A 24,887-nucleotide genomic window follows, 5' to 3' on the forward strand; every position below is an offset into this window, starting at 1 on the left:
CCGGATCCCTTCCGGGGAGCGGCGTCGGGCAAGCTGGGGTGTCGGGCCGGGCTATTTGAGGAAGTCGGGGACGTCGAGCTCCTCCTCCTGCTCCTCGAAGACCACCCTGGGACGTTTGGCGGGCTCCGGCATGCGGGAGGTGATGGGCGTGGGCGGGTTGGCGGGCTCGGGCGTGGGCCGAGGGATCGAGACGGGGCCGGACGGCTCGTCGGCGGCGGCCTCGTCGACCGCGGGCTCGGGCGCCGGCTCCACCGGCCGCACCGGTTCGGGTCGCAGCGCCTCGGGGCGGGGCTCGGGCCGGGGGTCGGGGCGCGCTTCCGGACGGGGCTCGGCCCTGAACTCGGCACGGGGCTCGGGGCGCGACTCGGCCCTGAAGTCCCCGCGCGGCTCGGGGCGCGGCTCCGGCCTGAACTCCGCGCGCGGCTCGGGACGGAACTCCGTCCGAGGCTCCGGGCGAAACTCGGCGCGCGATTCGGGCCTGAAGTCCCCGCGCGGCTCGGGGCGCGTCTCGGCGCGCGGCTCAGGGCGCGGCGGGGGCGGCTCCGACTTCACGCTCGGGGAGGCGACGCTCGGCCGCACGGGCGCGGACGCCGGCGGCTGGGCCGCGGGACGGCCGGCCGGGCGGGGCGCCTGCTTCTCCGCCACCGTGGGCACGTCGTCGAACCCGGCCGCGATCACCGTCACCCGCACCTCGTCGCCGAGCGCGTCGTCGATGACCGTGCCGAAGATGATGTTGGCGTCGGGGGCGGCCGCCATGGACACGAGCTGCGCCGCCTCGTTGATCTCGAACAGGCCCAGGTCGGAGCCGCCCGCGATCGACAGCAGCACGCCGTGGGCGCCGTCGATGCTGGCCTCCAGCAGCGGGCTGGAGACCGCCATCTCGGCCGCGGCCACCGAACGGTCGTCGCCGCGGGCGTGGCCGATGCCCATGAGCGCGGAGCCGGCGCCCGACATGACCGACTTGACGTCGGCGAAGTCGAGGTTGATCAGGCCGGGAGTGGTGATCAGGTCGGTGATGCCCTGGACACCCGACAGGAGCACCTGGTCGGCCGCCTTGAAGGCGTCGAGCACGCTCACCTGCCGGTCGGAGATCGACAGCAGCCGGTCGTTGGGGATCACGATCAGCGTGTCGACCTCGTCGCGCAGCGTCTCGATGCCGGCCTCGGCCTGCATGGCCCTGCGCCGGCCCTCGAAACTGAACGGCCGGGTCACGACACCGATGGTGAGCGCGCCGAGCGACCTCGCGATGTTGGCCACGACGGGCGCGCCGCCCGTGCCGGTGCCGCCGCCCTCCCCTGCCGTGACGAAGACCATGTCGGCCCCCTTGAGGACCTCCTCGATCTCCTCCCGGTGGTCCTCGGCCGCCTTGCGCCCCACGTCGGGGTTGGCGCCCGCGCCCAGACCGCGCGTGAGCTCCCGGCCCACGTCGAGTTTCACATCGGCGTCACTCATCAGCAGCGCCTGGGCGTCGGTGTTTATCGCGATGAACTCGACGCCCTTGAGTCCCTCCTCGATCATCCGGTTGACGGCGTTGACTCCGCCGCCGCCGATGCCGACGACCTTGATGACCGCGAGGTAGTTCTGCGGTGCTGCCACGACGAGGGGCCTTTCCGCTCGTTGACTTGCCATTTCGGTGCGGATTGTCTCCGCTTTTTGTCACTTCGGATAACTCTCAACCTCAGGTTGAGATTTAGATTTATGTCAACCTGAGGATTGATACGGACAGTAGGAGTCCCCTACCTGGCGGGTCAACTAACCGCGCCGCAAGCACGTCCGGCGTGTCGCGGGCTGTCCGTTTCGCTCCGAAGTCGCGCCTGGTCGGGGACTCCACTGCCCGACGTACGACTTAAGGCTCTCACGCCGCGGCCCCCACCTCGCACAGGCTCGGCGATGCCCTTGCCGCGGACTTGCCCACTCTTGATCACTTCAACGTCACCACGTCAGGAGAGCTGACGTCGTAGACGCCGGCCCTCTCGTGTTTGAGCAGCGAGGTGAGGATGCGCGCCTTCTCCTTGGGCCGGTCGGCGCCGCCCCAGACGACGGTACGGCCGTCGGACAGCTCCAAGGTCACCGCCTCGGCCGTGTCGGCGCGCACCTGCCTGATCTTGGGCGCCAGCGCGTCGGGGACCGCGTCGATGACCTTGAGCGCGGCCATCATGGCCGGATCGCCCTGCGCCGGGTTGCCGACCTTGAGCACCGGCAGCATGGCCGGCGCCGCGGGCTTGATCTCGATCACCACGCCCTGCTTGTCGACGATCGCGAACTTGCCGCCCGCGGGGATCGCCGCGACCGGCTCGCGCTCGACCACCTCGATCTTGAGCGTGCCGGGCCACACGCGGTCCACCTTGGCGGTGGCGAGCTGTCTGATGCCGAGGACGCGGCTCTCGACGTCAGCGAGGTTCACGGTGGCGAGCGGATGCAGCTCGGCCACCCCGGCCTGCTGTTTGATGTGCTCGCTGGGCACTGTGAGATTTCCCACGATCTCGATCGAGCGCACGCCGAGGACCGGCGAGAAGAACACCAGCCAGGCGGCCGAGCCGACCACTCCCGCCGTCAGCAGGACCAGGAACGCCGTGCGAGCCTTCATCGCCAGCCCTCCGGCCGTCAGGAGAGGCGGGCCACGATCTGCGGGCCGAGCTCCGTCACGTCTCCCGCCCCCATGGTGAGCACGATGTCGCCGGGCCGCGCCCGCTCGGCCACCAGCGCGGGCACCGCGGCCCGGTCGGGCGCGTAGGCCACCCGCTCCGGCGGCAGCGGCACCCGCCCGGCCACCATCGCGCCGGAGACGCCCGGCTCGGGGTCCTCGCGGGCTCCGTAGACGTCGAGCACGATGGCCTCGTCGGCCAGCCCGAGCGCCGCGCCGAACTCGTCGGCGAAGAACCGGGTGCGGGAGTAGAGGTGCGGCTGGAAGACCGCGATGACCCGGCCGCTGCCGGAGTAGGAGGCGACCACGTCGCGGGCGGCCTTGAGGTCGGCGGTCAGCTCGGTCGGGTGGTGGGCGTAGCTGTCGAAGACGGCGATGCCGCCGGCCTCGCCCTTGGCCTCGAAGCGCCGCTTGGCCCCCGTGAAGGCCCCGAGGCCCTGCCTGATCTCCTCGAACGGCAGGCCCAGCTCGTCGGCCACGGCGATCACCGCAGTGGCGTTGAGCGCGTTGTGGGCCCCGGGGACGGCCAGCCGGACGTCGCCCCTGCCCTCGATGTCGAAGACCGTGCCGAACCCGTCGGGCCTGACCCCTCTCACGTGGTAGTCGTCGCCCTGGAGCCCGTACGTCCTGACCCGGATGCCGCGCTCGCGGGCCCGGCGCGCCACCTCGGCCGCGCCCGGGTCGTCGGCGCAGGCGATGAGCAGCGAGCCGACCCGGTCGGCGAACCTGGCGAAGCTGTCGTGGACGGCGCGCGGGTCGCCGTAGTTGTCGAGGTGGTCGGCCTCGACGTTGGTCACCACGGCGATGTCGGGCGCCAGCATGAGGAAGGACCCGTCGCTCTCATCGGCCTCGGCCACGAACACCTGCCCCTGGCCGTCGTCGGCGCCGAGCCCGGTGGTGACGAGCTGCCCGCCCACGCAGTAGGACGGGTCGGCCCCGCACTTCTGCAGGGCCACGGTCAGCATCGAGGTGGTGGTGGTCTTGCCGTGGGTGCCCGCGATGGCCACGGCGGTGCGGCCGGCCATGACGGAGGCCAGCGCGGCGGCCCGCGGGATGATCCGCAGCCCCTGCTTGAGCGCCTCGCCCAGCTCGGGGTTGGAGTCGCGGATGGCGGTGGAGACGACCACGGTGTCGACGTCTCTCACGTGGGAGGCGGCGTGGCCGATGTGGATGGTGGCGCCCAGCTCGCGCAGCTCGGTGATCAGCTCGGAGCTGCGCGCGTCGCTGCCCGTCACGCGCACGCCGCGTTTGAGCAGGATGCGGGCGATGCCCGACATGCCCGCGCCGCCGATGCCGATGAAGTGCACCCGCCCCAGGTCGGCTACGGCTACGGGATCGACCAGCTTGACGAGACTCATCGGGCTATCTCCAACACTTTCCTGGCAAGGATGATATCGGCGTCCTTCCGCCCCAGGACGGAGGCGGCCTCCGACATGGCGGCGACCCGCTCGGGGTCGCGGAGGATGGGCAGCACGTTGTGGATGATCCAATCGGGTGACAGGTCGGCGTCGTCGACCATCAGCCCGCCGCCGCCCCCGGCGATGCGCGTGGCGTTGATCGCCTGCTCGCCGTTGCCGTGCGGCAGCGGGACGTACGCGGCCGGCAGCCCCACCGCGGTCAGCTCCGCGCACGTGAGCGCGCCGGAGCGGCACAGCGCGAAGTCGGCGGCCGCGTAGGCGAGGTCCATGCGGTCGACGTAGGGCAGCAGGACGTACTGCGGGTCGCCGGGCGGGGGCTCGTGGTCGACGGTGTTCTTCGGGCCGATCACGTGCAGCACCTGCACCCCCGCCGCGCGCAGCACGGGCGCGGCGGCGAGCGCGGCCTGGTTGAGCGACCTGGCACCCTGCGAGCCGCCGAAGACCAGCAGCGTCGGCCGGTCGCCCTCCAGCCCGAACCAGGAGCGCGCCTTGTCGCCCATGGACAGGCGGTCGAGGTTGACGATGTCGCGCCGGATCGGGGTGCCGATGTATTCGCCCTTGGGCAGCCCGGCGTCGGGGAAGCCGGTGAAGACGTGGTCGGTGAGCCGGGCGCCGAGCCGGTTGGCCAGCCCGGGGCGCGGGTTGGCCTCGTGGACGACGATCGGCACGCCGCGCCGCTTGGCCGCGAGGTAGGCGGGGGTGGCGACGTAGCCGCCGAAGCCGACGAGGATGTCGGCCTGGACCCGGTCGAGGATGGCGGCCGACGCGTTGATCGCCCCCGCCAGCCTGCCGGGCACGGTGAGCAGGCTCGGGGTGATGGCCCGTGGCAACGGCACCGCCGGCACCAGCTCCAGCTCGTAGCCCCTGGCCGGGACGAGCCGCGTCTCCAGGCCGCGCTCCGTGCCCATGCACGTGATGCCGACGCCCCGGTCAAGATGGCGCAGCGCGTCCGCAAGGGCGAGCGCGGGCTCGATGTGCCCGGCCGTCCCGCCACCGGCGAGGACCACCCTCATCTCGGTCACTCCCTAACGTGTCACTCTGCGTCTGGTCGTGCTGCCCAGGCCAAGCCAGCTTAGGGCCCGGGCGGCCGGCCCGGGGCCACGAGCCGCCAAGGCCTCTCGCGCGCCGGGCTCGCGTTTCGCGAACGACACCAGCATGCCGAGCGCGACCAGCGTGGGCAGCAGCGAGGAGCCGCCGTACGAGACCAGCGGCAGGGGGATGCCGGTGATCGGCAGCACGCCGAGCACGGCTCCCATGTTGACGGTCGCCTGGCCGACGATCCAGGCCACCATGGCGGCGGCGGACAGCCTGATGAAGGGGTCGTTGACGCGGACGGCGACCCGCAGCCCGGCGTAGCCGAGCAACCCGAACAGCGCCACCACCATCAGCGTGCCCATCAGCCCGAGCTCCTCGCCGAGGATGGCGAAGATGAAGTCGCTCTCGCCGTGGGGCAGCCAGCTCCACTTCTGGCGGCTGCTGCCGAGCCCGAGCCCGAACCAGCCGCCGGAGCCCATCGCGATCTGCCCCTGCACGGCCTGGTAGCCGGCGCCCTGCGCGTCGGCCCACGGGTCCCAGAAGGCCCCGATGCGCGCCATCCGGTACGGCTCCACCTTGATCATGATGACCGCGGCGAGCACCGCCAGCCCCATGATGCCGCCGAACAGCTTGACCGGCGCCCCCACCACCCACAGCAGCGCCAGGAAGATCATGAACAGCACCAGCGTGGTGCCCAGGTCGCGGCCGAGCATGACCATGACGGCCAGGATCGCGGTGCCGGGCATGAGCGGGATCAGCAGCTGCCGCCACTCGATGCGGCCCTGCCGCGCCCGCCTGGCCAGCAGGTCGGCCCCCCACAGCACGAGCCCGAGCTTGGCCGGCTCGGACGGCTGGATGGTGAACGAGCCGACGTAGATCCACCGCTGCGCGCCCAGCTCCGCCGAGCCAATGAACAGCACCATGACCAGCGCCAGGATCGACAGCGCCATCGCCGGGTAGCCGGCCCAGCGGAAGAACTTCACCGGCAGCCGCGAGCAGATCCACATCAGGGGCACGCCCACCGCGGTCGACACCGACTGCTTGATGAACCACGAGAACGGGCTGCCGGTCTTCTGCAGCGCCTCGATGCTGGAGGCCGACAGCACCATCATCAGGCCGAGCGCGAGCAGCAGCGCGCTGCACATGATGATCAGGTAGTAGGTGGTCAGCGGCTTGTCGAGCAGTTCCTTGAGCGCGCCGAGCTGCTCGCGCGCCCAGCCTCCCGGCCCCTCGACGGCGCGCGGCTCCTCAGCGCTCGCGCTCACGTCGCAGCCTCAGCCCGCGTACGGCGCGCGCGAAGGCCTCCCCCCGCGCCGGGTAGTTGGCGAACATGTCAAGGGAGGCCCCCGCCGGGGAGAGCAGCACGGTGTCCCCGGGCGAGGCCAGCCGGGCGGCTTCGGTGACGACTCTTTCCATCGCACCAGTGTCCCGATCGGCGATGTCCACGACGGGGACATTCGGCGCGTGTCGCGCGATGGCTTCCGCGATCTGCGCGCGGTCGGTGCCCAGCAGCACCGCGCCGCGCAGCCTCGGCGCCGCCTGGCGCACCAGGTCGTCGACGTCGGCGCCCTTGAGCAGCCCGCCCGCCACCCACACGATCGACGGGTACGAGGCCAGCGCCGCGGCGGCGGCGTGCGGGTTGGTCGCCTTGGAGTCGTCGACGTAGTCGACGTCGCCCACCCGGTCGACGTGGGCCAGGCGGTGGGGGTCGGGCACGAAGTCGCGCAGGCCCTGGCGCACCGCCTCGGACGGCACGCCGAGCGAGCGGGCCAGGGCGGCCGCGGCCAGCGCGTTGGCCACGTTGTGCGGCGCGAACGGCCGTACGTCCTCCAGCGTCGCCAGCTCCTCGGCCGCCGCCACGGGGTCCGCCACGAACGCCCGGTCGACCAGCAGGTCCTCCACCACGCCGAGCTGCCTGGGACCTGGCACCCGCAAGGTGAACCCGACCGCTCCCGGATAGGGCGCGGCCAGCCGGGCGGCCTCGGGGTCGTCGGCGTTGTAGATCACGTGCCGGGCCCGCTCGAAGATGCGTCCCTTGGCGGCGGCGTACTCCTCCATGGAGCCGTGCCAGTCGAGGTGGTCGGGCGCCACGTTCAGGACGGCCGCGGCGTGCGGGGCCAGCGTGCCCGACCAGTGCAGCTGGAAGCTGGACAGCTCGACGGCCAGCACGTCGTACGGCTCGGCGACGGCCCGCACCACGGGCACGCCCACGTTCCCGACGGCCAGCGCCTTGCGGCCGGCGGCGAGCAGGATCGCGGTGAGCATGCGCACGGCGGTGGTCTTGCCGTTGGTGCCGGTCAGCGCGAGCCAGGGAGCCGCCTGCGCGGGGCGCAGCCGCCAGGCCAGCTCCACCTCCCCCACGACCTCGACGCCCGCTTCGAGCGCGGCGGCGATCAGCGGGTGGTGCGGCGCCCAGCCGGTGGTGACGAGCCGGGTCGCGCCGCGCGGCACCTCCATGGCTCCGAAACGGGTCTCCACGCCCACGGCGGCCAGCTCGGCGGCGGCGGCGAGCTGGCGCTCCCCCTCCACCGCCTCCACGACCACGACCCGCTCGCCGCGCTCGGCCAGCGTCCTCGCCACGGCGGTGCCGGAAACGCCGAGCCCGGCCACGCAGGTCACGCTCATGGTCTCGGCATCCACTCGACGTAGAACAGCCCGAGCCCGAGCGCCGCGCAGAGCATCGCGATCAGCCAGAACCTGACCACGATGGTGGTCTCCGCCCAGCCCTTCAGCTCGAAGTGGTGCTGCAGCGGCGCCATCCTGAACACCCGTTTACCGGTCATCTTGAACGACCCGACCTGGATGATCACCGACAGCGTGATGATCACGCACAGGCCGGCCAGGATGACCAGCAGCAGCTGGGTGCGGGTGGCGATGGCCAGCCCCGCCAGCACGCCGCCCAGCGCCAGCGAGCCGGTGTCGCCCATGAAGATGCGGGCGGGCGGGGCGTTCCACCACAGGAACCCGATCAGCGCCCCCAGCACGGCGGCGGCGACCACGGCCAGGTCCAGCGGATCTCGTACCCAGTAGCAGTTGGGGCCCAGCTGGTCGATGCAGTTGTTGCGCAGCTGCCAGTTGCCGATCAGCACGTACGCCGCGAGCACGACGCCGGTCGCGCCGCTCGCCAGCCCGTCGAGGCCGTCGGTGAGGTTCACCGCGTTGGAGAACCCGACGATCATGAAGAGCACCCAGATGGTGAAGCCGATGATGCCGATGTTGGGGCCGATGTCACGGAGGAACGACACGCGGGTCTCGGCGGGGGTGATGCCGTAGACGTTCGGCTGGCGGACCACCAGGAACGCGAAGACGGCGCCGACGATGAGCTGGCCGAGCGCCTTGGCGCCGCTGCGGAGGCCGAGGCTGCGCTGCTTGTAGATCTTGATGAAGTCGTCGAGGAAGCCGACCGCGCCGAGCCCCGTCATGAGGAAGAGCACGAGCATGCCGGACACGGTGGGGGGAGCCAGGGTGGCCAGGTGGGAGGCGCCGTAGGCGAGCAGGGCGGCCAGCACGAACACCGTGCCGCCCATGGTGGGGGTGCCTCGCTTGCTGCTGTGGCCGCCCTGCTGCAGCTCCTCCCGGACCTCCTGGCCGTAGCCGCGCCGCGAGAACAGCCGGATCGCCAGCGGGGTGCCCAGCATCGAGAGGATCAGGCCCACCGCGCCGGCGATGATGATGTTGGTCACTGAGCGGCACCCCTGGGCTTACGGGTGGGGTCCGCCTCGCCCTGCGTCCCGGGGCCCGTGCCGCCCCTCGCTGCGCCTGGTACGGCTCCCTCCCCCAGCAGCAGCTCGGCCGTCCTTTCGAGTCCCATGGCTCTCGGTCCCTTCACCAGCACGGCGTCTCCGGGACGCAGCCAGCCGGCCAGTTCGGCCGCGGCCGCCTCGGCGTCGGGCACGTGCACAATTCGCATCGACTGCGCAGGATACGCCGCTCCGACACCCGCCGGTGCCCCCGGAGCTCCCACGGGCGGCCGCCCGGCTCCAGGACCGCCCACCGGCCCGTGCCCGGGCCCGCCCATCGGCGGCTGCCCCGGCACGGGACCACCCGCCGGGAACCCGCCCGGCACCGGACCGGGCTGACCCGGCTGGGGACCACTCGGCTGGGGCCCGGCCGCGGACTGCCGGCCCTGCGGGGCGCCGCCGGCCTCGGGTGCCTGCCACCCCGGCGCGGGGTTGCCGCCGTCCGGTGCCTGCCAGGTCTGCGGGCCGCCGTCCGGCGCCTGCCACATCGCGACCGCGCTGCCCGGCGCCTCCTGCTCGGGTACGGGCCCGTGCCACCCCTGCGGCGCGCCCGGATGAGGAGCACCACCCTGAGGTCCCGGGTGCGGCCCGGAGTGCGGCGCCGCCTGAGGTCCGGCCTGAGGCCCGGTCTGAGGTCCGTCCTGTGGCCCTGGCTGCGGCCCCGGCTGCGATCTGTGTGGCGCGGGTGGCGCGGCTAGGGGCAGGGGACCGGGTGGCGGTGCGGCCAGCGGTGGCGGGCCGGGTGGCGGCGCGGCGTGGGGCTGGCCCGGCGCGGTGTATGGCTGGGCCGGTACGCCGAGGGCCTGGGCTTCGGACGCGGCCGCGTGGGCGCCTTCCAGCACCGGCCCCGCCTCGGGACCCGCCACGATCAGCCCGGCCAGCCCGGAACCGCCGGCCAGCCGCCCCAGCTCGGCGTTGAGCGCCGGCCCGTCCTCCCCCAGCTCACGCAGCGCCGCGATGACGGCGAAGCGCCGGCGCCCCCGCCCCAGCACCGCGAACGCCTCGAAAGCCGCGCGCATCGAGTCGGGATTGGCGTTGTACGCGTCGTTGACGACCGTCACCCCGTCGGCCCGGTCCGTGACCTCCATGCGCCACCGGCTGCGCGGCATGGCGCGCGACAGCTCGTCGGCGATGGTGGCCACCGGCAGGCCCAGCTCGTAGCCTGCGGCCGCGGCGGCCAGAGCGTTCTCGACCGCGTGCTCCCCGTACAGCTGGAGTGACACGGACGCGGACCCGGACGGCGTGCACAGCGTGAACGAGGCCCGCCCCCGCGCGTCGACCACGACGTCGTCGGCCCGGATGGAGGCGGACTCGGCGCGCCCGAAGTAGGTGACGCGGGCGTCGGTGCGGGAGGCCATGGCCCGCACCAGCGGGTCGTCGGCGTTCAGCACGGCCACGCCGGTGCGCGGCAGCGACTCCACCAGCTCGCCCTTGGCCTTGGCGATGGCCTCCTTGCCGCCGAACACGCCGAGGTGCGCCGTGCCGACGTTGAGCACCACGCCGATCTGCGGCGGCGCGATGCGGGTCAGGTCCTTGATGTGGCCGAGGTTGCGCGCGGCCAGCTCCAGCACCATGTAGCGGGTCTCGGGGTCGGCCCGCAGCACGGTCAGCGGGTGGCCGAGCTCGTTGTTGAAGCTTCCGACGGGCGCGATCGTGGGCCCGATCCGGCTGGTGATCCCGGCCAGGAGGTCCTTGGTCGTGGTCTTTCCCGCCGAGCCGGTCACGCCGATCACGGTGACCTTGGGCAGCGCGGCCACCTGCGCCGCGGCCAGCTCGGCCAGCGCGGCGGCGGCGTCCGGCACGATCACGGCGGGCGCGTCGACCGGCCTGGTGGCCAGCACGGCCACGGCTCCGGCCCGGATCGCCTGCGCGGCGTAGTCGTGGCCGTCGACCCGCGCTCCCCTGAAGGCGACGAACAGCGATCCCGGTTCTACGGCCCGCGAGTCGATCACGACGGGCCCGCGGACCACCGCGCGGGGATCGGCCATGCCCGACAGGGCGCCCGAGGTTATCTCGGCGATCCTGGCCAGAGGCAACGGGATCATCAGTGCTTCCTGCTTTCCGTGCTTTCCTTGCGAGCGGCGATCGACTCGGCGACCACCTCGCGGTCGTCGAAGGGGATCACCTCGCCTGAGACGTACTGGCCCTGCTCGTGACCCTTGCCGGCCACGACGATCACGTCGCCGCGCCCGGCCCGGGCGATCGCCAGGCCGATGGCGGCCGCGCGGTCGGGCTCAATGATCACATGAGCGCGGTCGTGCTGCGGAACGCGGAGCGCTCCCTCCATCATCGTCGCGAGGATGGCGAGCGGATCCTCCGAGCGCGGATTGTCGCTCGTGAAGACCGCCACATCCGCCAGCCCGGCGGCGAGTTCGCCCATGATAGGGCGTTTGCCTTTGTCGCGGTCGCCGCCGCAGCCGAGCACGATGGTGAGCCTGCCGGTCGTGACGGACCGCAGCGAGCGCAGCACCGACTCCACGGCGCCCGGCTTGTGGGAGTAGTCCACGATGGCCTGGAAGTCGTCGCCGGCGGCCGTGACGCGCTGCATGCGCCCGGGGACCCCGGTGAGCGTGCCGACGCCGTGCACGGCGCTCTGCAGCGGCACTCCGGCCTCGACGAGCGTGACGATGGCGCCGAGCGCGTTGGCGACGTTGAACGGGCCCGGCAGCGAGACCCGCGCCTCCGCCTCGACCCCGCCGGGGCCGACCACCCTGAACGCGCTGCCGTCGGCGCCGAGCCTGGTGTCAAGCGCCCGCCACTCGGCCTCCGGGTCACCGGTCGCCGAGAACGTGGTCATCGGCACCTTGGCCAGGTCGAGCAGCTCCCGGCCGTAGCGGTCGTCGATGTTGGTCACGCCGGCCCGGCTCAGCTCCGGCTGGAACAGCCGCGTCTTGGTCGCGAAGTAGTCGTCGAAGTCCTTGTGGAAGTCGAGGTGGTCCTGGGAGAGGTTGGTGAACAGGGCGACGTCGTAGAAGATGCCGTCGACCCTGCCCAGCGCGAGGGCATGGCTGGAGACCTCCATGACGGCGGCGCTGACGCCCTCCTCGCGCATCAGGGCGAACAGGCCGTGCAGCTCCGAGGCCTCCGGCGTGGTGAGCGTCGGCTGGAAGCGCACGCCGCCCGCGTGGATCTCGACGCCGCCCACCAGGCCGGCCGTGTGGCCGGCGGCCCGCAGGCCCGCCTCGATCATGAACGTGGTGGTGGACTTGCCGCTGGTGCCGGTCACGCCGAGGATCTGGATGTCGTGGGCCGGCTGGCCGTACACCCAGGAGGAGATCTGCCCGAGCAGGGCGCGCGGGTCGGGCACGATCAGCACGGGCAGCCCGGTCGCGACGGCCGCGCCGCGGCCGGCCCGGTCGGTGAGCACCGCCACGGCGCCCTTGGCCATCGCGTCCGCGGCGAACGCGGCGCCGTGGGCCTGGTGGCCGGGCAGCGCCACGTAGAGATCTCCGCGCCGGACGTTGCGGGAGTCGATGGTGACGCCGGTCAGGGCGGCGTGGGGCGACCTCGACGTGCCGGAGTCGGCGTCGAGCATGGTCGCGAGCCCGGTCAGCGGACGGGGCGGGCTGGTCGTGGGACGCATAGACGACGGGGGACGCACGGCGAGAGCGTACCTTCCCTGCTCACTGTCCCGCGCGCGTCCGCACGGGCGGCGCGTCGGAGCCTGTGGGAGGTATCTTCCTGCTCTTGATGGCGAACGTCATCACATCCTTGAACACCGGGGCCGCGAGCTGCCCGCCGAAGTGGCCGTTCTTCGGGTTCTGCAGCATCGCGAGCACCACCAGCCGGGGCTGGTCGGCGGGCGCGAACCCGACGAACGACGCGGTGTAGCCGTCGTAACGGCCCAGTTTCGCATCGTAGCGGTTCGCCGTACCCGTCTTGCCCGCCACCCGGTAGCCGGGGATGGCCGCCAGCTCTCCCGTGCCCTCTTCGCCGACCGCGCTCTCCAGCATCGTCGTGATCTCCTTGGCAGTCTCCTCGCTCACCACCCTGGTCTGCTTACCTGCAGGAGCGGGAACGAACCTGCCATTCTCATCCGTCGTGCCGGCGACGATCTGCGGCTCCACCTTGACGCCGCCGTTGGCGATGGTCTGGTAGACGCTGGTCATCTGCAGCGCGGTCACCGACACGCCCTGCCCGTACGCGACTGTGCACTGCTGGCTGCCCGACCAGTCCTGGTAGTGGGGCAGCAGCCCGGCCTCCGCGCCCGGCACGCCGCCGCCCGGCCTGGAGCCGAACCCGAACGCCTTCAGCATGTTGTACAGGCCCTCGCTGCCGACCTTGCGCGCGGCCATGATCGTGGCCACGTTGCTGGACTCGGCCACGGCCTGGCGGAACGTCATCGACTCGACCTTGTGCGTGTGGGCGTCGTTCAGCACCCGGTCGGCGCACTTGATCTGGTCGGGCACCTGGAACACCGTGTCGGGCGACACCGCGCCGGCCTCGATCGCGGCGGCCGCCGTGATCACCTTGTTGGTGCTGCCCGGCTCGAACACGTCGGACGCGGCCTTGTTGATGTAGGAGGCGGCGGGGGCCTTGCGCCAGTTGTTCAGGTCGAGCTCCGGGGCGTTGGCCATGGCGACGATCTGGCCCGTCCTGACGTCCATGACGATCACGGCGCCGCTGTCGGCGCCGGACTTCTTGACCTGCTCGGCGATCGACTCCTGGGCGGCCCACTGGATGTCGCGGTCGACGGTCAGCCGCACGTCCCGCCCGTTGACGGGGGGCGTGCGCTGGGTGCTGGTCATGGGGATGCGCAGGCCGTCGCGACCCGTCTCGACGCGCTGCTCGCCGTCGCGGCCGGCCAGCACGGAGTTCTGGGTCTGCTCCATGCCGCCGAGGCCGTCGCCCTCGTCGCCGACGAACCCGATCAGGCTGCCCGCCAGGTCGCCCGCCGGATAGAGCCTGCGGTACGTCTTCTCCGCCGTCAGCGCGGGCACGCGGGCCTGCAGCAGGCGGCTGGCCACCACCGGGTCGACGTCCGTGGCCAGGCGCTGGTAGCGGGTGTTGGTCCTGGCCAGCTTCGCGGTGATGTCCTCCTGGCTCTTGCCGAGCTGCTGCGCCAGGATCGCGGCCCACTTCGCGCGCGACTCGGCGGGCACCTTGGACGGGTCGATCGACAGCTCGCGCGCCTCGACGGTGACGGCCAGCGCGTGGCCGTTGACGTCGGTGATCGAGCCGCGCTTGGCCGGGATCTCCTCGGTGTGCAGGCGCTGGTCCACGGCGGCGGCCTCGTACACCTTGGAGTCGAGCCCCTGCATCTGGACCAGCCGGCCCGCGAAGATCGACAGGATGAACGTCATGCCGATCAGCCCGATGTTGATGCGGCGGCGCGGGTTGCCCAGCCGCAGCACCATCGGCGGCCTGGGCGGTCTGGGCGGGGGCGGCGGGCGCCGGGGCCCTCTCGGCGGCGGCACGTCCGCACCGCGCCGCGCCGACGCCGCCCGGTCGTGTCCCCGCGCGCTGTCCTGCCGGGGCTGCGGCCTCGGCCCGCCCGCCTGGGTACGCCGCAGCGACCCTTCGTCCCTGCCCCGGCCCCGCGCCTCGTCGTCCGCCCTGCCGCGGCGGGAGACCTCGTCGTCGTACGCGTCGCGGCGCGCGCGGGCGTCGTCGTGCCTGCCGCGCGCGCGGTCGTCGTGGCCCTGGACGCGCCCTCGGAGCCGGTCGCCGTCATCGCGTCCCCGGGGGGCGTGCCCCCTGGGGCGGTCGTCCTCGTCGTGCGTGCGCCTGCGGGTGCCGCCGGCGGCGTCCCGGCGCGCGCTTCCGCTCCCGCGCTCGGGGCCGCCCTGGCGCGACGCCCGGCCGGTGGCGCCCTCACGCGCGCCCCGTTCCGCGCCGCCCTGGCGAGAGGCCCGCTCGGGGCCGCGCGGTGTGCGGCCGGTGCCGCCCTGGCGCGTGCCGCCGGACCGGCCGGCCCCGGTGCGGCGTGACCCGCCCGACGGGCCACCGCGGCGGGGGTCATCGGGGTCGGCGTCGTCAAGGCCGCCGGGCTCGTCCCGGCGCGAGCGTCCTGGCGCACCGTCACCGGCGTCACGGCGCGCCCGCCGCCGTGGCGGGTCGTCGCCGGGATCGCGCGGAGAGCGCCCCCGGGGCGCGTCATCGCCGGAGTCACGGCGCGTCCGCCTGCGCGGCGCGTCGTCACCGGAATCGCGCGGCCCACGACCCCCCAGCGGCTCATCGTCGGAAGCGCGGGGTGCGCGGCCCCGCGGTTCATCGTCGGAATCGCGCGGAGAGCGCCCTCGTGGCGGGTCGTCGGTGTCGAACGGCAGGTCCAGCGGGTCCGGTGGGCGCTTGCGCGGCTGGCGGGGCGGGTTCTCCGGCGACGCCGGGCGGCCCGCCCCCTCCGAACGGGCCGAGCCCTGGCGCCCCGCCCGCCCCGGACCGCCCGGCGTACGACGAGCGGCGCCGGGCCCTCCCTGAGAGCCGGCGCCGCCAGCGCCGCGGCCGGGACCCTGCCCCCTGCCGCCTGAACTGCTCACCGCTCGCTGTCCACCCGGTTCGCCGGACCGTCAGCGGTCCAGCCGTTGACGTTGCCCCAGTCGCGGCGCTGCCCCTGCTCCTCGGCCATCTTGGCGATCTCCTCGGGCTGCGTCTTGAGCTGGTAGCGCTGCTCGATCTGCTCCTTCTCCTGCCGCGCCACCGCGATCTCGTCGCGCAGGTTGGCGTCGGTGATGGCGTCCTTGGCGAGCATGGTGTTGAGCAGCAGCAGGCTGACCAGGCCGCCGCAGAGCAGCCCGACGACCAGCAGCACGAACGGCGCGCGCTGCCGCCGGGCCGGGCGCCGTCGCGGCACGGGGCGCCTGGACGAGGTCTCCGCCTGGTCGGGCCGCGCGCCGGGTGCGGGACGCGTCCGCTCGGCGGGCCGCGATCCGGGGCGCGGGCGCTCCGGGCCGTCGGGACGGGCGGGACCGCCGGGGCGCGCCGGGCGGTCGGTTCGCGCCGGGGCGTCGGTCCGCGCGCGGGTGGCGCCGTCCGTACGCGTCCGCCCGGAGCTCTGGCGTGGCTCGTCGAGCCCGAGCCGGGCTCGCTCGGCCGCCGACAGTTTGCTTTCGACGTCAGGACGGGGCCGCGGTTTGGACTGGTGTGGCGCACCGAGCCGGCGCGTGCCCGTCTTGGGCTTCGGCGTCGGCACGGCACGGCGGACGGGCGCGCCCCGCCCGGTCTCCTGCTCAGTCGTCAACACGGATCCTCTCTGCCGCCCGTAGCCGGGCCGAGGCCGCCCGCGGATTGCGGGCGAGCTCTTCTTCGCTTGGGAGCTCGGCTCCCCTCGTCAGCAGGCGGAACCTCGGCTGGTGTGCCGGCAGCGGGACGGGCAGCCCGGGGGGGCTGGTGTCCCTGGTTCGCGCCGTGAGGGCCTGCTTGGTGAGCCGGTCCTCGAGTGAGTGGTAGGAGAGCACGACGACTCGCCCACCCAGCGCCAGTGCGTCGAGTGCCGCGGGCAGCGCCGCCTCCAGGGCGGACAGCTCCGCGTTCACCTCGATGCGCAGCGCCTGGAAAGTCCTCTTGGCTGGGTTGCCCCCAGTGCGCCGGGTCGCGGCGGGAATCGCTTCACGCACGATGTCCGCAAGCCGCTTAGTCGAGGTTATTGCCTCTTTGGCCCGTTCCTTGATGATCAGGCCCGCGACACGCGGGGCGAATCGTTCTTCGCCGTAGTCGCGCAGGATGCGGGTCAGCTCCCCCGCGGAGTAGGTGTTGACCACCTGCTCCGCCGTCAGCTCCTGCTCGGTGTCCATCCGCATGTCGAGGGGCGCGTCGTAGGAGTAGGCGAACCCGCGCTCCGCCTCGTCGAGCTGCGGCGAGGAGACCCCCAGGTCGAACAGCGCTCCGTCGATCGTGGTGCGGCCCGCTCGGGCGAGCACCTCGGCGAGGTCGCCGGAGGAGGCGTGGACCAGGGTGGTCCTGTCAGAGTACGGGCTCAGCCTGCGCGTCGAGTGCTCGATCGCGAAAGGGTCGCGGTCGATCCCGATCAGGTGCAGCGCCGGATGGGCCGCGAGCAGGGCCTCCGAGTGGCCGCCGAGGCCGAGGTTGGCGTCGACGACGACCGGCGCGGGGCCGGACAGCGCGGGAGCGAGCAGCTCCAGTACGCGTTCGAGCATCACCGGAACGTGACCGCCCGTGCCGACGTCGTCATGCATCCCCAACCCCCCTCTCGCGTCCTTGCTCGCGGATGACGCGTGTCGATCGATCGCCGGTCATCTCTGGGTCCCCACCCGGTGCCGCCCGGCCAGGTCCCCATCCGCACCCTCTTCGTGGATGCCTGTCATCTGACACCGGGGAAGGTGCATCAGCTGACAGGCAGTGGTTGCGGGTGGAGACCTCGCCGAACGACAGCACCGACGGATCGAACGTGGTCACTACAAGATCCCTGGCAGCACCTCCTCCGAGAGATCGGCGAACGTCTGCTCCTGCTCACTGAGATAGGTGTCCCAGGCCGTCGCGTCCCAGATCTCCAGCCGGGTGTTGGCCCCGATGACCACACACTCACGCTCCAGGCCGGCGTACTGACGCAGGCTCTGCGGGATCGTGATGCGGCCCTGCTTGTCCGGTTTCTCGTCGGACGCGCTGGCGAAGAAGACGCGGCTGTAGTCACGCACCGCCTTGGCGGTGACCGGGGCGGTGCTGAGAGCCTCGGTAATGCGCTGGAACTCCTCCACGGGAAAGACGTAGAGGCATCGCTCCTGGCCTTTGGTGATCACAAGACCCTCCGCCAGCTCCTCACGGTACTTAGCCGGCAGGAACAGCCGTCCCTTGTCGTCCAGACGCGGTTGATGGGTGCCGAGGAACACCGGCCCCACCTCCCGTGCCTCGTGAAGCGCTCAGCGCTGGCGCACCGGCCCTCCACTGCGCACCACCATACTCCACTTCTCCCCACCGTCAACTGATTCAGACCGTCTTCATCAGCGGTTTCCGATGCGTTACCGCAGGTCAGAGCGGTGGAGCGGAGTGGAGGGGGGTGACCGGGGGGTCAACCCTCACGGGCGTGTCGAGGGTTTGAAAGAGACCGGAAATAGGCCGGCCGCCCCTTCACCAAGGCGATGGAAGGGGCGCATGAAGGTGCGCGTGGGGGAAAGTGGAGCCGTCCCTGGCCGGGCATGTCACGGGATTCGCACTGCTATGGGACAAGAACAGGAACATCACCACGGTTCCCTGGAATATCCACAAATGTCGCCCGAGAACCCACAGCGTCGTAGGGTCGTACACACAATGGAAAAGGAATGGCATGGCTCCCGCAATGGCACCGTACGGGACAGCCGTCGCACTTGTCTCATGGAGGCCTGGTGGCAGTAACCCATGATGTCCCTCCCCAGCTCGACGAACTGGTCACCACGGCTCATCGGATCCGCAGTGCCATCGAATCGGTGGTCGAGGGCAAGAGCGACGCCGTCCGCCTCACGCTCACCGTCCTGCTCGCCGAGGGGCACCTCCTGATCGAGGACGTGCCAGGGGTCGGCAAGACCATGCTGGCCAAGGCGCTCGCCCGGTCCATCGACTGCCCCGTGCGCCGCGTGCAGTTCACCCCCGACCTGCTGCCCAGCGACATCACCGGGGTGAGCGCGTACAACCAGCAGACCAGGGAGTTCGAGTTCAAGCCCGGCCCGGTGTTCGCCAACATCGTGGTGGGCGACGAGATCAACCGCGCCTCCCCCAAGACGCAGTCCGCGCTGCTGGAGTGCATGGAGGAGCGCCAGGTGACCGTGGACGGCGTGACGTACCGGCTGGACTCCCCGTTCATGGTGATCGCCACCCAGAACCCCATCGAGATGGAGGGCACCTACCCCCTGCCCGAGGCGCAGCGCGACCGCTTCACCGCGCGCATCGCGATGGGCTACCCCGAGCCGCACGCCGAGCTGGAGATGCTCGACGTGCACGGCGGCGCCTCGCCGCTGGACAAGCTGGAGCCGGTCGCGACGACGTCCGAGGTGCGCGCCCTGGTCGAGGCCGTCCGCGGCGTGTACGTCTCGCAGGCGGTCAAGAAGTACGCCATCGATCTGGTCGTCGCCACCCGCCACTCCCCCGACCTGCGGCTGGGCGCCTCGCCCCGGTCCACGCTGCAGCTCGTACGCGCCGCCAGGGCGCATGCCGCGCTGGCGGGACGCGACTACGTCATCCCCGACGACCTGCAGGACCTGGCCGTCCCGGTCCTCGCGCACCGGCTGCTGCCCAGCGTCGAGGCCCAGGGCCAGCGCCGCCTGCCCGAGCAGGTGGTGACCGATCTGATCAGGCGCGTGCCGGTGCCGGAGACGCGAGCGTCGTGAGAGCAGGACTGCGGGCGCTGACCTCCCGGGGCAGGTCGTTCCTCGCCTCCGGGATCGCCTCGCTGCTGATGGCGGTCTTCCTGGGCGAGAACGACCTGTTCAGGATCGGGGTCCTGGTGACGGCGCTGCCGCTGCTGGCCGCGATGGTGGTGGCGCGCACGCGCTACCGGCTCAGCTGTGCCAGGCGCCTGGACCCGCCGCGGGCCGAGGTGGGCGGCGAGGCCACCGTGACCCTGCGGCTGGAGAACGTCACCAGGCTGCCGACCGGCCTGCTGCTCATCGAGGACACCGTTCCGTACGCGCTGGGCGTGCGGCCCAGGTTCGTGCTGGACCGGGTCGAGTCGCGGGGCGTGCGGGAGATCGACTACCGGGTGCGCTCGGACCTGCGCGGCCGCTACACCATCGGCCCGCTGTCGGTCCGCATCGCCGACCCGTTCGGCCTGGTGGAGCTGACCCGGTCGTTCACGATCAGCGACACGCTCGTGGTGACGCCGCACGTGGCGGCCTTGCCGCACGTCCGGCTGTCGGGCGAGTGGACGGGCGGCGGCGACAGCCGTACGAGGAGTGTGGCGGCGGCCGGCGACGACGACGTGGCGCCGCGCGAATACCGGCAGGGCGACGACCTGCGGCGGGTGCACTGGCGCTCGACGGCCCGCCACGGCGAGCTGATGGTGCGCCGCGAGGAGCAGCAGTGGCAGAGCCGCGGCGCGCTCCTGCTGGACACCCGCAGGTACGCCCACCGCGGCGAGGGACCGCGCTCGTCGTTCGAGATCGGGGTCTCGGCCGCCGCCTCGATCGGCGTGCACCTCGCCCGCGAGGGGCTCGGCCTGCGACTGGTGACCGACCAGGGCGCCGAGCACCTGACGGACACCGGGCTGAGCTGGTCGCTGCTCGACACCCTCGCCGTGATCCGGCACAGCCCGGTCCGCTCGCTGGAGATGGGCGTCTCGGCGCTGCGCCAGGGCGGCGGCGACGGGCTGATCGTGGCCGTGCTCGGCGACCTCGATCCTGAGGAGGCGAGAGAGCTGGCCAGGCTGAGGCACAGCGGCATCACCGCGGTGGCGGTCCTGCTCGACGTGAGCACGTGGGACGGCGGCGGCGACCGGGCGGCCGCGGAGAACCACCAGGCCGTCCAGGGAGTCCTGGCCGGGTACGGCTGGCGCATCGTACGGCTGCCCGCGGGCACCTCGATCGCCTCCGTCTGGGGAGAGGCCGCCAACCGCGGCCGGTACGCGCTCAACCCGGCGGGAGGCGCCGCATGAGGCTGACGATCGCCTCCGGGGTGGCCGCGTTCGCCGCCGCGATCCTGCTCTACCCGCTCTTCCAGGGCGGCGCCTGGTTCTGGACGTCGCTCGGCGCCGTGCTCGCCGTGGTGGTCGCCGGCCTGGTGAGCAGCCGGCTGTCGCTGCCCGCGTGGGCGGCGCCGGCGGTCGCGCTGGTCGCGACGTGGGTCTACCTGACCGCGGTGTTCGCCTCCGACGAGGCGTGGGCGCTGGTGGTGCCGACCAAGGAGTCGGTGGTCGAGCTGGCCAGGGTGCTGGCCACCGGCTGGGCCGACATCCTGCGCTTCGCCGCTCCCGTGCCACCGACCGAGGGCATCACGATGCTGGCGGCCGGCGGCGTGGCACTGATCGCGATCGTCGTCGACCTGGTGGCCGCCCGGCTGCGCAGGGCGGCGCTGGCCGGGCTGCCGCTGCTGGCGCTGGTCATGGTGCCGGCGACGATCCTGCCCGACCCGATCAGCTGGCCGGCGTTCATCCTGGCCGCGCTCGGGTTCGTCTCGCTGCTGATCGCCGACGGCCGCGAGCGGATCGGGCACTGGGGCCGGGCCGTGCTGGTACGGCGCACGCGGGCGGCCACCGCGCAGCCCCTCCCGACCGGCGGGGCCGACACCAGCGGGCTGCGGCTGTCGGGCAAGCGCATCGGGTTCGCCGCGATCGCGCTGGCCGTGCTGGTGGGAGCGCTGCTGCCGGCGATGGAGCCGGTGTCGTTCTTCACGTTCGGCGTGGGCGGCACGGGCAAGGGCAGGGGCAACTCGATCAGCATCCCCAACCCGATCGCGAACCTGAAGGGCCAGCTGGAGCTGCCCGAACGCCGGATCGTCCTCACCTACGCCAACAACGACGACAAACCCCGCTACCTGCGGATCTACTCGCTCGACACGTTCGACGGCCAGCAGTTCGGCATGACCGAGCCGAAGGGCGCGCCGCAGAACAGGACGGACAACGGCCCGCTCCCCGAGCCGCCCGGCCTGGGCACCCGGCCGAAGATCAACAACGTGGTCACGGACATCCAGATCAGCGACGAGATCGCCAAGCTGCAGTTCCTGCCGCTGCCGTACCCGCCCAGGCAGATCCGGGTGGACGGCGACTGGCGGGCGGACGTGGACACGCTGATGGTCTTCTCCACCCGTGACGAGGCGGCCGGTCTCGAATACCAGGTGAGCACGAGCGAGCCGGCGCCGACCGCGGACCTGCTGGACTCGCTGAGCTCCGACCGGGCGAACACCGACGCCCGCTACCTGCGGTTGCCGGACAACCTGCCGCCCGAGATCGCCGAGCTGGCGACCTCGATCACGGCGGACGCCAAGAACGACTACGAGGCGGCGGTGCAGCTGCAGCAGTTCTTCACCAAGGACGGCGGCTTCACCTACAACCTGCGCACGCAGGGGCACAGCAACTCGGCGCTGCGCGACTTCCTGCTGCGCGACCGGGCGGGTTACTGCGAGCAGTTCGCCGCGTCGATGGCGGTGCTGGCCAGGGTGATCGGCATCCCGTCGCGGGTGGCGATCGGCTACACCGGCGGCACGAAGATCGGCGACCGCTGGCAGGTCGGCACGAACGACTCCCACTCCTGGCCCGAGCTGTACTTCGAGGGCGTGGGCTGGCTGCCGTTCGAGCCCACCCCCGCCGGGTCCCTGGGCCAGGGCAGCGCGCGGGTGCCCGACTACGCGCAGCCCCGGCCGGAGACGACCGGCGAGTCCTCCACGCCGACGTCCCAGGCGACCAGCTCGGCCGCGGACGAGCCGCTCGACCCGGGCGCCCGGCGCAACCCGCGCGCGCTGGACCGCGAGGGCGTGGTCTCCACCGGCGGGCTGCCGCCGGACGACTCCATGCCGCTGATCGGCAAGATCGGCATCGGCGGAGTGGTGCTGCTGCTGATCCTGCTGATCCCGGCCGGGCTGCGGCTGATCACCAGGAACCGGCGCGTGCGCACCCTGGGCTGGAAGGTCTCGGCGCCCGCCGACGAGCTGACGGCCGCGATGGTGTCGGAGGGGGCGGGCCGCCACCCGGCGGTGGCCCCGTCCGTGGCCGCCGCGTGGGCGGAGCTGGACGACGTGCTGTACGACTACGGCATGGCCCGCGAGACCAGCGAGACCCCGCGGGCGCTGGCCCGGCGGCTGACCCAGCAGTACGAGTTCGACGCCGACTCGGCGGCGGCCCTCACGGCCATCGCCTCGGCCGTGGAGCGGGTGCTGTTCGCCCGGGATCCCGGGCGGATCGGGCCCCTGCGCAAGGACCTGCGCAAGGTGCGCCAGGCCCTGGCGGCCACGGTGTCGCGGGGGCGGCGGGTGCGGGCGGTGCTGCTGCCGCCCTCGACCTTGCGGCGGCTGCGCGGCATGGGAGAGCGGCTGCTGGACGGGTTCGACCTGCTGGAGAACATCAGGTTGCGGCGGGCGGCGGGCCAGAAGAGCCCCTGACCGGCTGATCGGCGCGACCGGCCGTCACGGGCGGCCGGCCCGCCGGGCCCGGAGAGGGCTCGCGCCCGCCGGCCGGCACGGGCGATGACCCCGGAGGAGCGCAAGGACCGCAGGACGGCGTGGGCGGCCGTTCCCCTGGAGGAGAGGGGAACGGCCGGACCGTCCGTGAACACGACGACCGCCCGGCCATGTGCCGGGCGGCTGTGCCGGATCAGCGGTCAGCGATCGTCGTGACGACGGCGCCAGCGCTCTTCCATGCGCTCCATGAACGTGCCCCGCTGGCGGCGAGCCTGCTTGCCCTGCGGGGTGGGCGTGCCGGAGGCGGGAGGGGAGTCACCGAACCCGTTCATGCGTTTCCAACTGGACAGACCCCACAGACACGCGGCGAGCATGACCACGAAACCGCCGACACCGAGCGGGATCAGGGCACCGCCACTCATCACCACGCCGACCATCATGACGACGACGCCTACGGCGAAGCCGATGACGGCCTTGACCAGGCGACGCTTGTAATGGCTGCGCGGATCACTGATCCTTACGGTGTTGGCCCACTTCGGGTCCTCGGCGTAGAGGGCCTGCTCGATCTGGTCGAGCAAGCGCTGCTCGTGCTCAGAGAGCGGCACGGCGCCTCCCAAGGACAGCCCCAGGACGGGGAAGACGGCAACGGACGACACGGGGTGTCCGAACCTCGCGGTCGGTTATCCCCAGAATACGAGGCTGTAGACGTAGGCGAAAGCAAACGTCCAACGCAGACCAAACCGGAGGTGTCGTCATGGCTCCATTGTGGCCCATCTCGCCTCCCTTCCCCCATAACGGCGACACTGACGCCCCATCAAATCCGGACATCGACGTCATGTCTCTGCATCATCAAGCTTGCCACGTACGAGCGACGCCGGGAGCACCGCATCGGGACCGAATCTCCGAATCGCCCGATCCATCGCCTGCTCGGCCTCGCGCCAGCCGGTCTCCCGCTCGCCGAGACCGAGCTGCCGGGTCGCCTCGCCGGCCGGCCGGAGGTTCTCCATCCTGACCCCCACCAGGCGCAACCGGACGCGCTGGAGGCCGGCCGCCTCGAACAGCTCGCAGGCCGTGGCGTAGATCACCTGGGCCACGTCGGTCGGCTCGCGCAGGGTGCGGGAGCGGTTGATCGTCGTGAAATCGGCTCGGCGTAGCTTCACACTTACAGTCCTTCCCACGTGGCCGCCCTTACGCATCCTGGCCGCCACTCGCTCGGAAAGGCGCAGCAGCTCCCGCCTGATCACCTCGGGGTCGTCCACGTCGGCCGCGAACGTCTCCTCGTTGCCGATGCTCTTGTCGGGCACGTGGGAGCTGACCGCCCGCTCGTCGCGCCCCCAGGCCAGCGCCGCCAGGTGGCCGCCCACGGCCGGGCCGAGCTCGCGCTGGAGGGTGGCGACCGGCACCCTGGCCAGATCTCCGACGGTGCGGATGCCGAGGCGTACGAGGGACTGCTCGGTGCGCTCGCCGACCCCCCACAGCGCCGACACCGGCAGCGGGTGGAGGAAGTCGACCACCTGATCGGCGGGCACCACCAGCAGCCCGTCGGGCTTGCACTGCTTGGATGCCAGTTTTGCGACGAATTTGTTGGCCGCCACGCCGACCGAGCACGTGATGCCGTAGCGGTCGAGGACCTGCTCCCTGATCATGGCGGCGATGGCGGCGGGCGGGCCGAGACGGCGCCTGGCGCCCCCGACGTCGAGGAACGCCTCGTCGGACGCGATGGGCTCGACCAGCGGGGTGATCGTGTGGAAGATCTCCATGACGCCCTTGGAGACCTCGGAGTATTTGCCGTGGGTGGGCGGGATGATCGTGGCCTGCGGGCAGAGCCTGCGCGCCCTGCTCATCGGCATCGCGGAGTGCACGCCGTGGGCCCTGGCCTCGTAGGTGGCGCTGAGCACGACGCCGCGCCCGGCCGGCGAGCCCACGATCACCGGGCGGCCGCGCAGCTCGGGACGGTCGAGCAGCTCGACGCTGGCGAAGAAGGCGTCCATGTCGACGTGGAGGATCGGGCAGCCGCTGTCATCGGCCCCGGTGCGGGGAGCGGGGCCGATGCCGGTGATCTGCTTGCGAGACACG

At 72.5% G+C, this 24,887-nt stretch carries 17 protein-coding genes and 1 pseudogene; 3 read left to right on the forward strand and 15 right to left on the reverse strand.

What is annotated here, in order from left to right; translation table 11 throughout:
• Positions 1–51: 51 nt before the first annotated feature.
• From ftsZ to mraZ, 13 genes and pseudogenes are all read right to left on the reverse strand, one after another.
• Positions 52–1,596, reverse strand: coding sequence for a cell division protein FtsZ (gene ftsZ / locus FH608_RS44955; protein WP_139637301.1), 1,545 nt, complete (start codon positions 1,594–1,596; stop codon positions 52–54).
• A gap of 325 nt (positions 1,597–1,921) precedes the next feature.
• Positions 1,922–2,587, reverse strand: a complete 666-nt coding sequence (locus FH608_RS44960; protein ID WP_139637302.1) for a cell division protein FtsQ/DivIB — start codon at positions 2,585–2,587, stop codon at positions 1,922–1,924.
• Between the two features lie 17 nt (positions 2,588–2,604).
• The gene (gene murC, locus FH608_RS44965; RefSeq protein ID WP_139637303.1) at positions 2,605–4,002 is read right to left on the reverse strand and encodes a UDP-N-acetylmuramate--L-alanine ligase; all 1,398 of its coding nucleotides are present in this window, start codon (positions 4,000–4,002) and stop codon (positions 2,605–2,607) included.
• Positions 3,999–5,075 carry an undecaprenyldiphospho-muramoylpentapeptide beta-N-acetylglucosaminyltransferase gene (gene murG / locus FH608_RS44970; protein WP_139637304.1) on the reverse strand — a complete coding sequence of 359 codons (1,077 nt, stop codon included), beginning with the start codon at positions 5,073–5,075 and terminating at the stop codon, positions 3,999–4,001. Before murG ends, murC begins: the two co-directional genes overlap by 4 nt.
• A gap of 12 nt (positions 5,076–5,087) precedes the next feature.
• Positions 5,088–6,362, reverse strand: a complete 1,275-nt coding sequence (gene ftsW, locus FH608_RS44975) for a putative lipid II flippase FtsW (RefSeq protein ID WP_193318982.1) — start codon at positions 6,360–6,362, stop codon at positions 5,088–5,090.
• Positions 6,346–7,722, reverse strand: coding sequence for a UDP-N-acetylmuramoyl-L-alanine--D-glutamate ligase (murD, locus tag FH608_RS44980; RefSeq protein ID WP_139637305.1), 1,377 nt, complete (start codon positions 7,720–7,722; stop codon positions 6,346–6,348). The genes ftsW and murD overlap by 17 nt, the downstream gene beginning before the upstream one ends.
• Positions 7,719–8,780, reverse strand: coding sequence for a phospho-N-acetylmuramoyl-pentapeptide-transferase (gene mraY / locus FH608_RS44985; RefSeq protein WP_139637306.1), 1,062 nt, complete (start codon positions 8,778–8,780; stop codon positions 7,719–7,721). Before mraY ends, murD begins: the two co-directional genes overlap by 4 nt.
• Before the next feature lie 875 nt (positions 8,781–9,655).
• Positions 9,656–10,882: pseudogene (locus tag FH608_RS54775) on the reverse strand (UDP-N-acetylmuramoyl-tripeptide--D-alanyl-D-alanine ligase); the annotation flags it as partial.
• Positions 10,882–12,420, reverse strand: a complete 1,539-nt coding sequence (locus FH608_RS44995; RefSeq protein ID WP_139637307.1) for a UDP-N-acetylmuramoyl-L-alanyl-D-glutamate--2,6-diaminopimelate ligase — start codon at positions 12,418–12,420, stop codon at positions 10,882–10,884. The gene FH608_RS44995 and the pseudogene FH608_RS54775, both read right to left, overlap by 1 nt.
• 40 nt (positions 12,421–12,460) lie before the next feature.
• Positions 12,461–14,191, reverse strand: coding sequence for a peptidoglycan D,D-transpeptidase FtsI family protein (locus FH608_RS54780; protein ID WP_449867012.1), 1,731 nt, complete (start codon positions 14,189–14,191; stop codon positions 12,461–12,463).
• Positions 14,192–15,312: 1,121 nt separating this feature from the next.
• On the reverse strand, positions 15,313–16,017 hold the full coding sequence (locus tag FH608_RS45005; protein ID WP_139637308.1) for a hypothetical protein: 705 nt from the start codon (positions 16,015–16,017) through the stop codon (positions 15,313–15,315).
• The gene (gene rsmH, locus FH608_RS45010; protein WP_139637309.1) at positions 16,007–16,972 is read right to left on the reverse strand and encodes a 16S rRNA (cytosine(1402)-N(4))-methyltransferase RsmH; all 966 of its coding nucleotides are present in this window, start codon (positions 16,970–16,972) and stop codon (positions 16,007–16,009) included. Before rsmH ends, FH608_RS45005 begins: the two co-directional genes overlap by 11 nt.
• Before the next feature lie 219 nt (positions 16,973–17,191).
• Positions 17,192–17,623, reverse strand: coding sequence for a division/cell wall cluster transcriptional repressor MraZ (mraZ, locus tag FH608_RS45015; protein WP_139637310.1), 432 nt, complete (start codon positions 17,621–17,623; stop codon positions 17,192–17,194).
• Positions 17,624–18,052: 429 nt separating this feature from the next.
• Between mraZ and FH608_RS45020 the strand changes: the two genes are divergently transcribed.
• From FH608_RS45020 to FH608_RS45030, 3 genes are read left to right on the forward strand one after another with little or no spacing between them, the layout of a single operon-like run.
• On the forward strand, positions 18,053–19,093 hold the full coding sequence (locus tag FH608_RS45020) for an AAA family ATPase (RefSeq protein ID WP_394367744.1): 1,041 nt from the start codon (positions 18,053–18,055) through the stop codon (positions 19,091–19,093).
• On the forward strand, positions 19,090–20,355 hold the full coding sequence (locus FH608_RS45025; RefSeq protein WP_139637312.1) for a DUF58 domain-containing protein: 1,266 nt from the start codon (positions 19,090–19,092) through the stop codon (positions 20,353–20,355). Before FH608_RS45020 ends, FH608_RS45025 begins: the two co-directional genes overlap by 4 nt.
• A complete protein-coding gene (locus FH608_RS45030; protein ID WP_139637313.1) occupies positions 20,352–22,793 on the forward strand; it encodes a transglutaminase family protein in 2,442 nt (813 codons plus the stop codon). The genes FH608_RS45025 and FH608_RS45030 overlap by 4 nt, the downstream gene beginning before the upstream one ends.
• Positions 22,794–23,011: 218 nt before the next feature.
• Here FH608_RS45030 and FH608_RS45035 read toward each other — a convergent pair whose 3' ends face one another.
• On the reverse strand, positions 23,012–23,416 hold the full coding sequence (locus tag FH608_RS45035) for a DUF3040 domain-containing protein (RefSeq protein ID WP_139637314.1): 405 nt from the start codon (positions 23,414–23,416) through the stop codon (positions 23,012–23,014).
• A gap of 228 nt (positions 23,417–23,644) precedes the next feature.
• On the reverse strand, positions 23,645–24,886 hold the full coding sequence (dinB, locus tag FH608_RS45040; RefSeq protein ID WP_139637315.1) for a DNA polymerase IV: 1,242 nt from the start codon (positions 24,884–24,886) through the stop codon (positions 23,645–23,647).
• Position 24,887 lies beyond the last annotated feature (1 nt).

The organism is Nonomuraea phyllanthi (assembly GCF_006334985.2).
GTDB lineage: Bacteria > Actinomycetota > Actinomycetes > Streptosporangiales > Streptosporangiaceae > Nonomuraea > Nonomuraea phyllanthi.

Coding starts and splice junctions, on each gene's coding strand:
- FH608_RS44995 (WP_139637307.1), bottom strand. CDS start 12,420: ATGCGTCCCACGACCAGCCCGCCCCGTCCGCTGACCGGGCTCGCGACC.
- FH608_RS45030 (WP_139637313.1), top strand. CDS start 20,352: ATGAGGCTGACGATCGCCTCCGGGGTGGCCGCGTTCGCCGCCGCGATC.
- murG (WP_139637304.1), bottom strand. CDS start 5,075: ATGAGGGTGGTCCTCGCCGGTGGCGGGACGGCCGGGCACATCGAGCCC.
- murD (WP_139637305.1), bottom strand. CDS start 7,722: ATGAGCGTGACCTGCGTGGCCGGGCTCGGCGTTTCCGGCACCGCCGTG.
- murC (WP_139637303.1), bottom strand. CDS start 4,002: ATGAGTCTCGTCAAGCTGGTCGATCCCGTAGCCGTAGCCGACCTGGGG.
- FH608_RS45020 (WP_394367744.1), top strand. CDS start 18,053: ATGGCATGGCTCCCGCAATGGCACCGTACGGGACAGCCGTCGCACTTG.
- rsmH (WP_139637309.1), bottom strand. CDS start 16,972: ATGCATGACGACGTCGGCACGGGCGGTCACGTTCCGGTGATGCTCGAA.
- FH608_RS44960 (WP_139637302.1), bottom strand. CDS start 2,587: ATGAAGGCTCGCACGGCGTTCCTGGTCCTGCTGACGGCGGGAGTGGTC.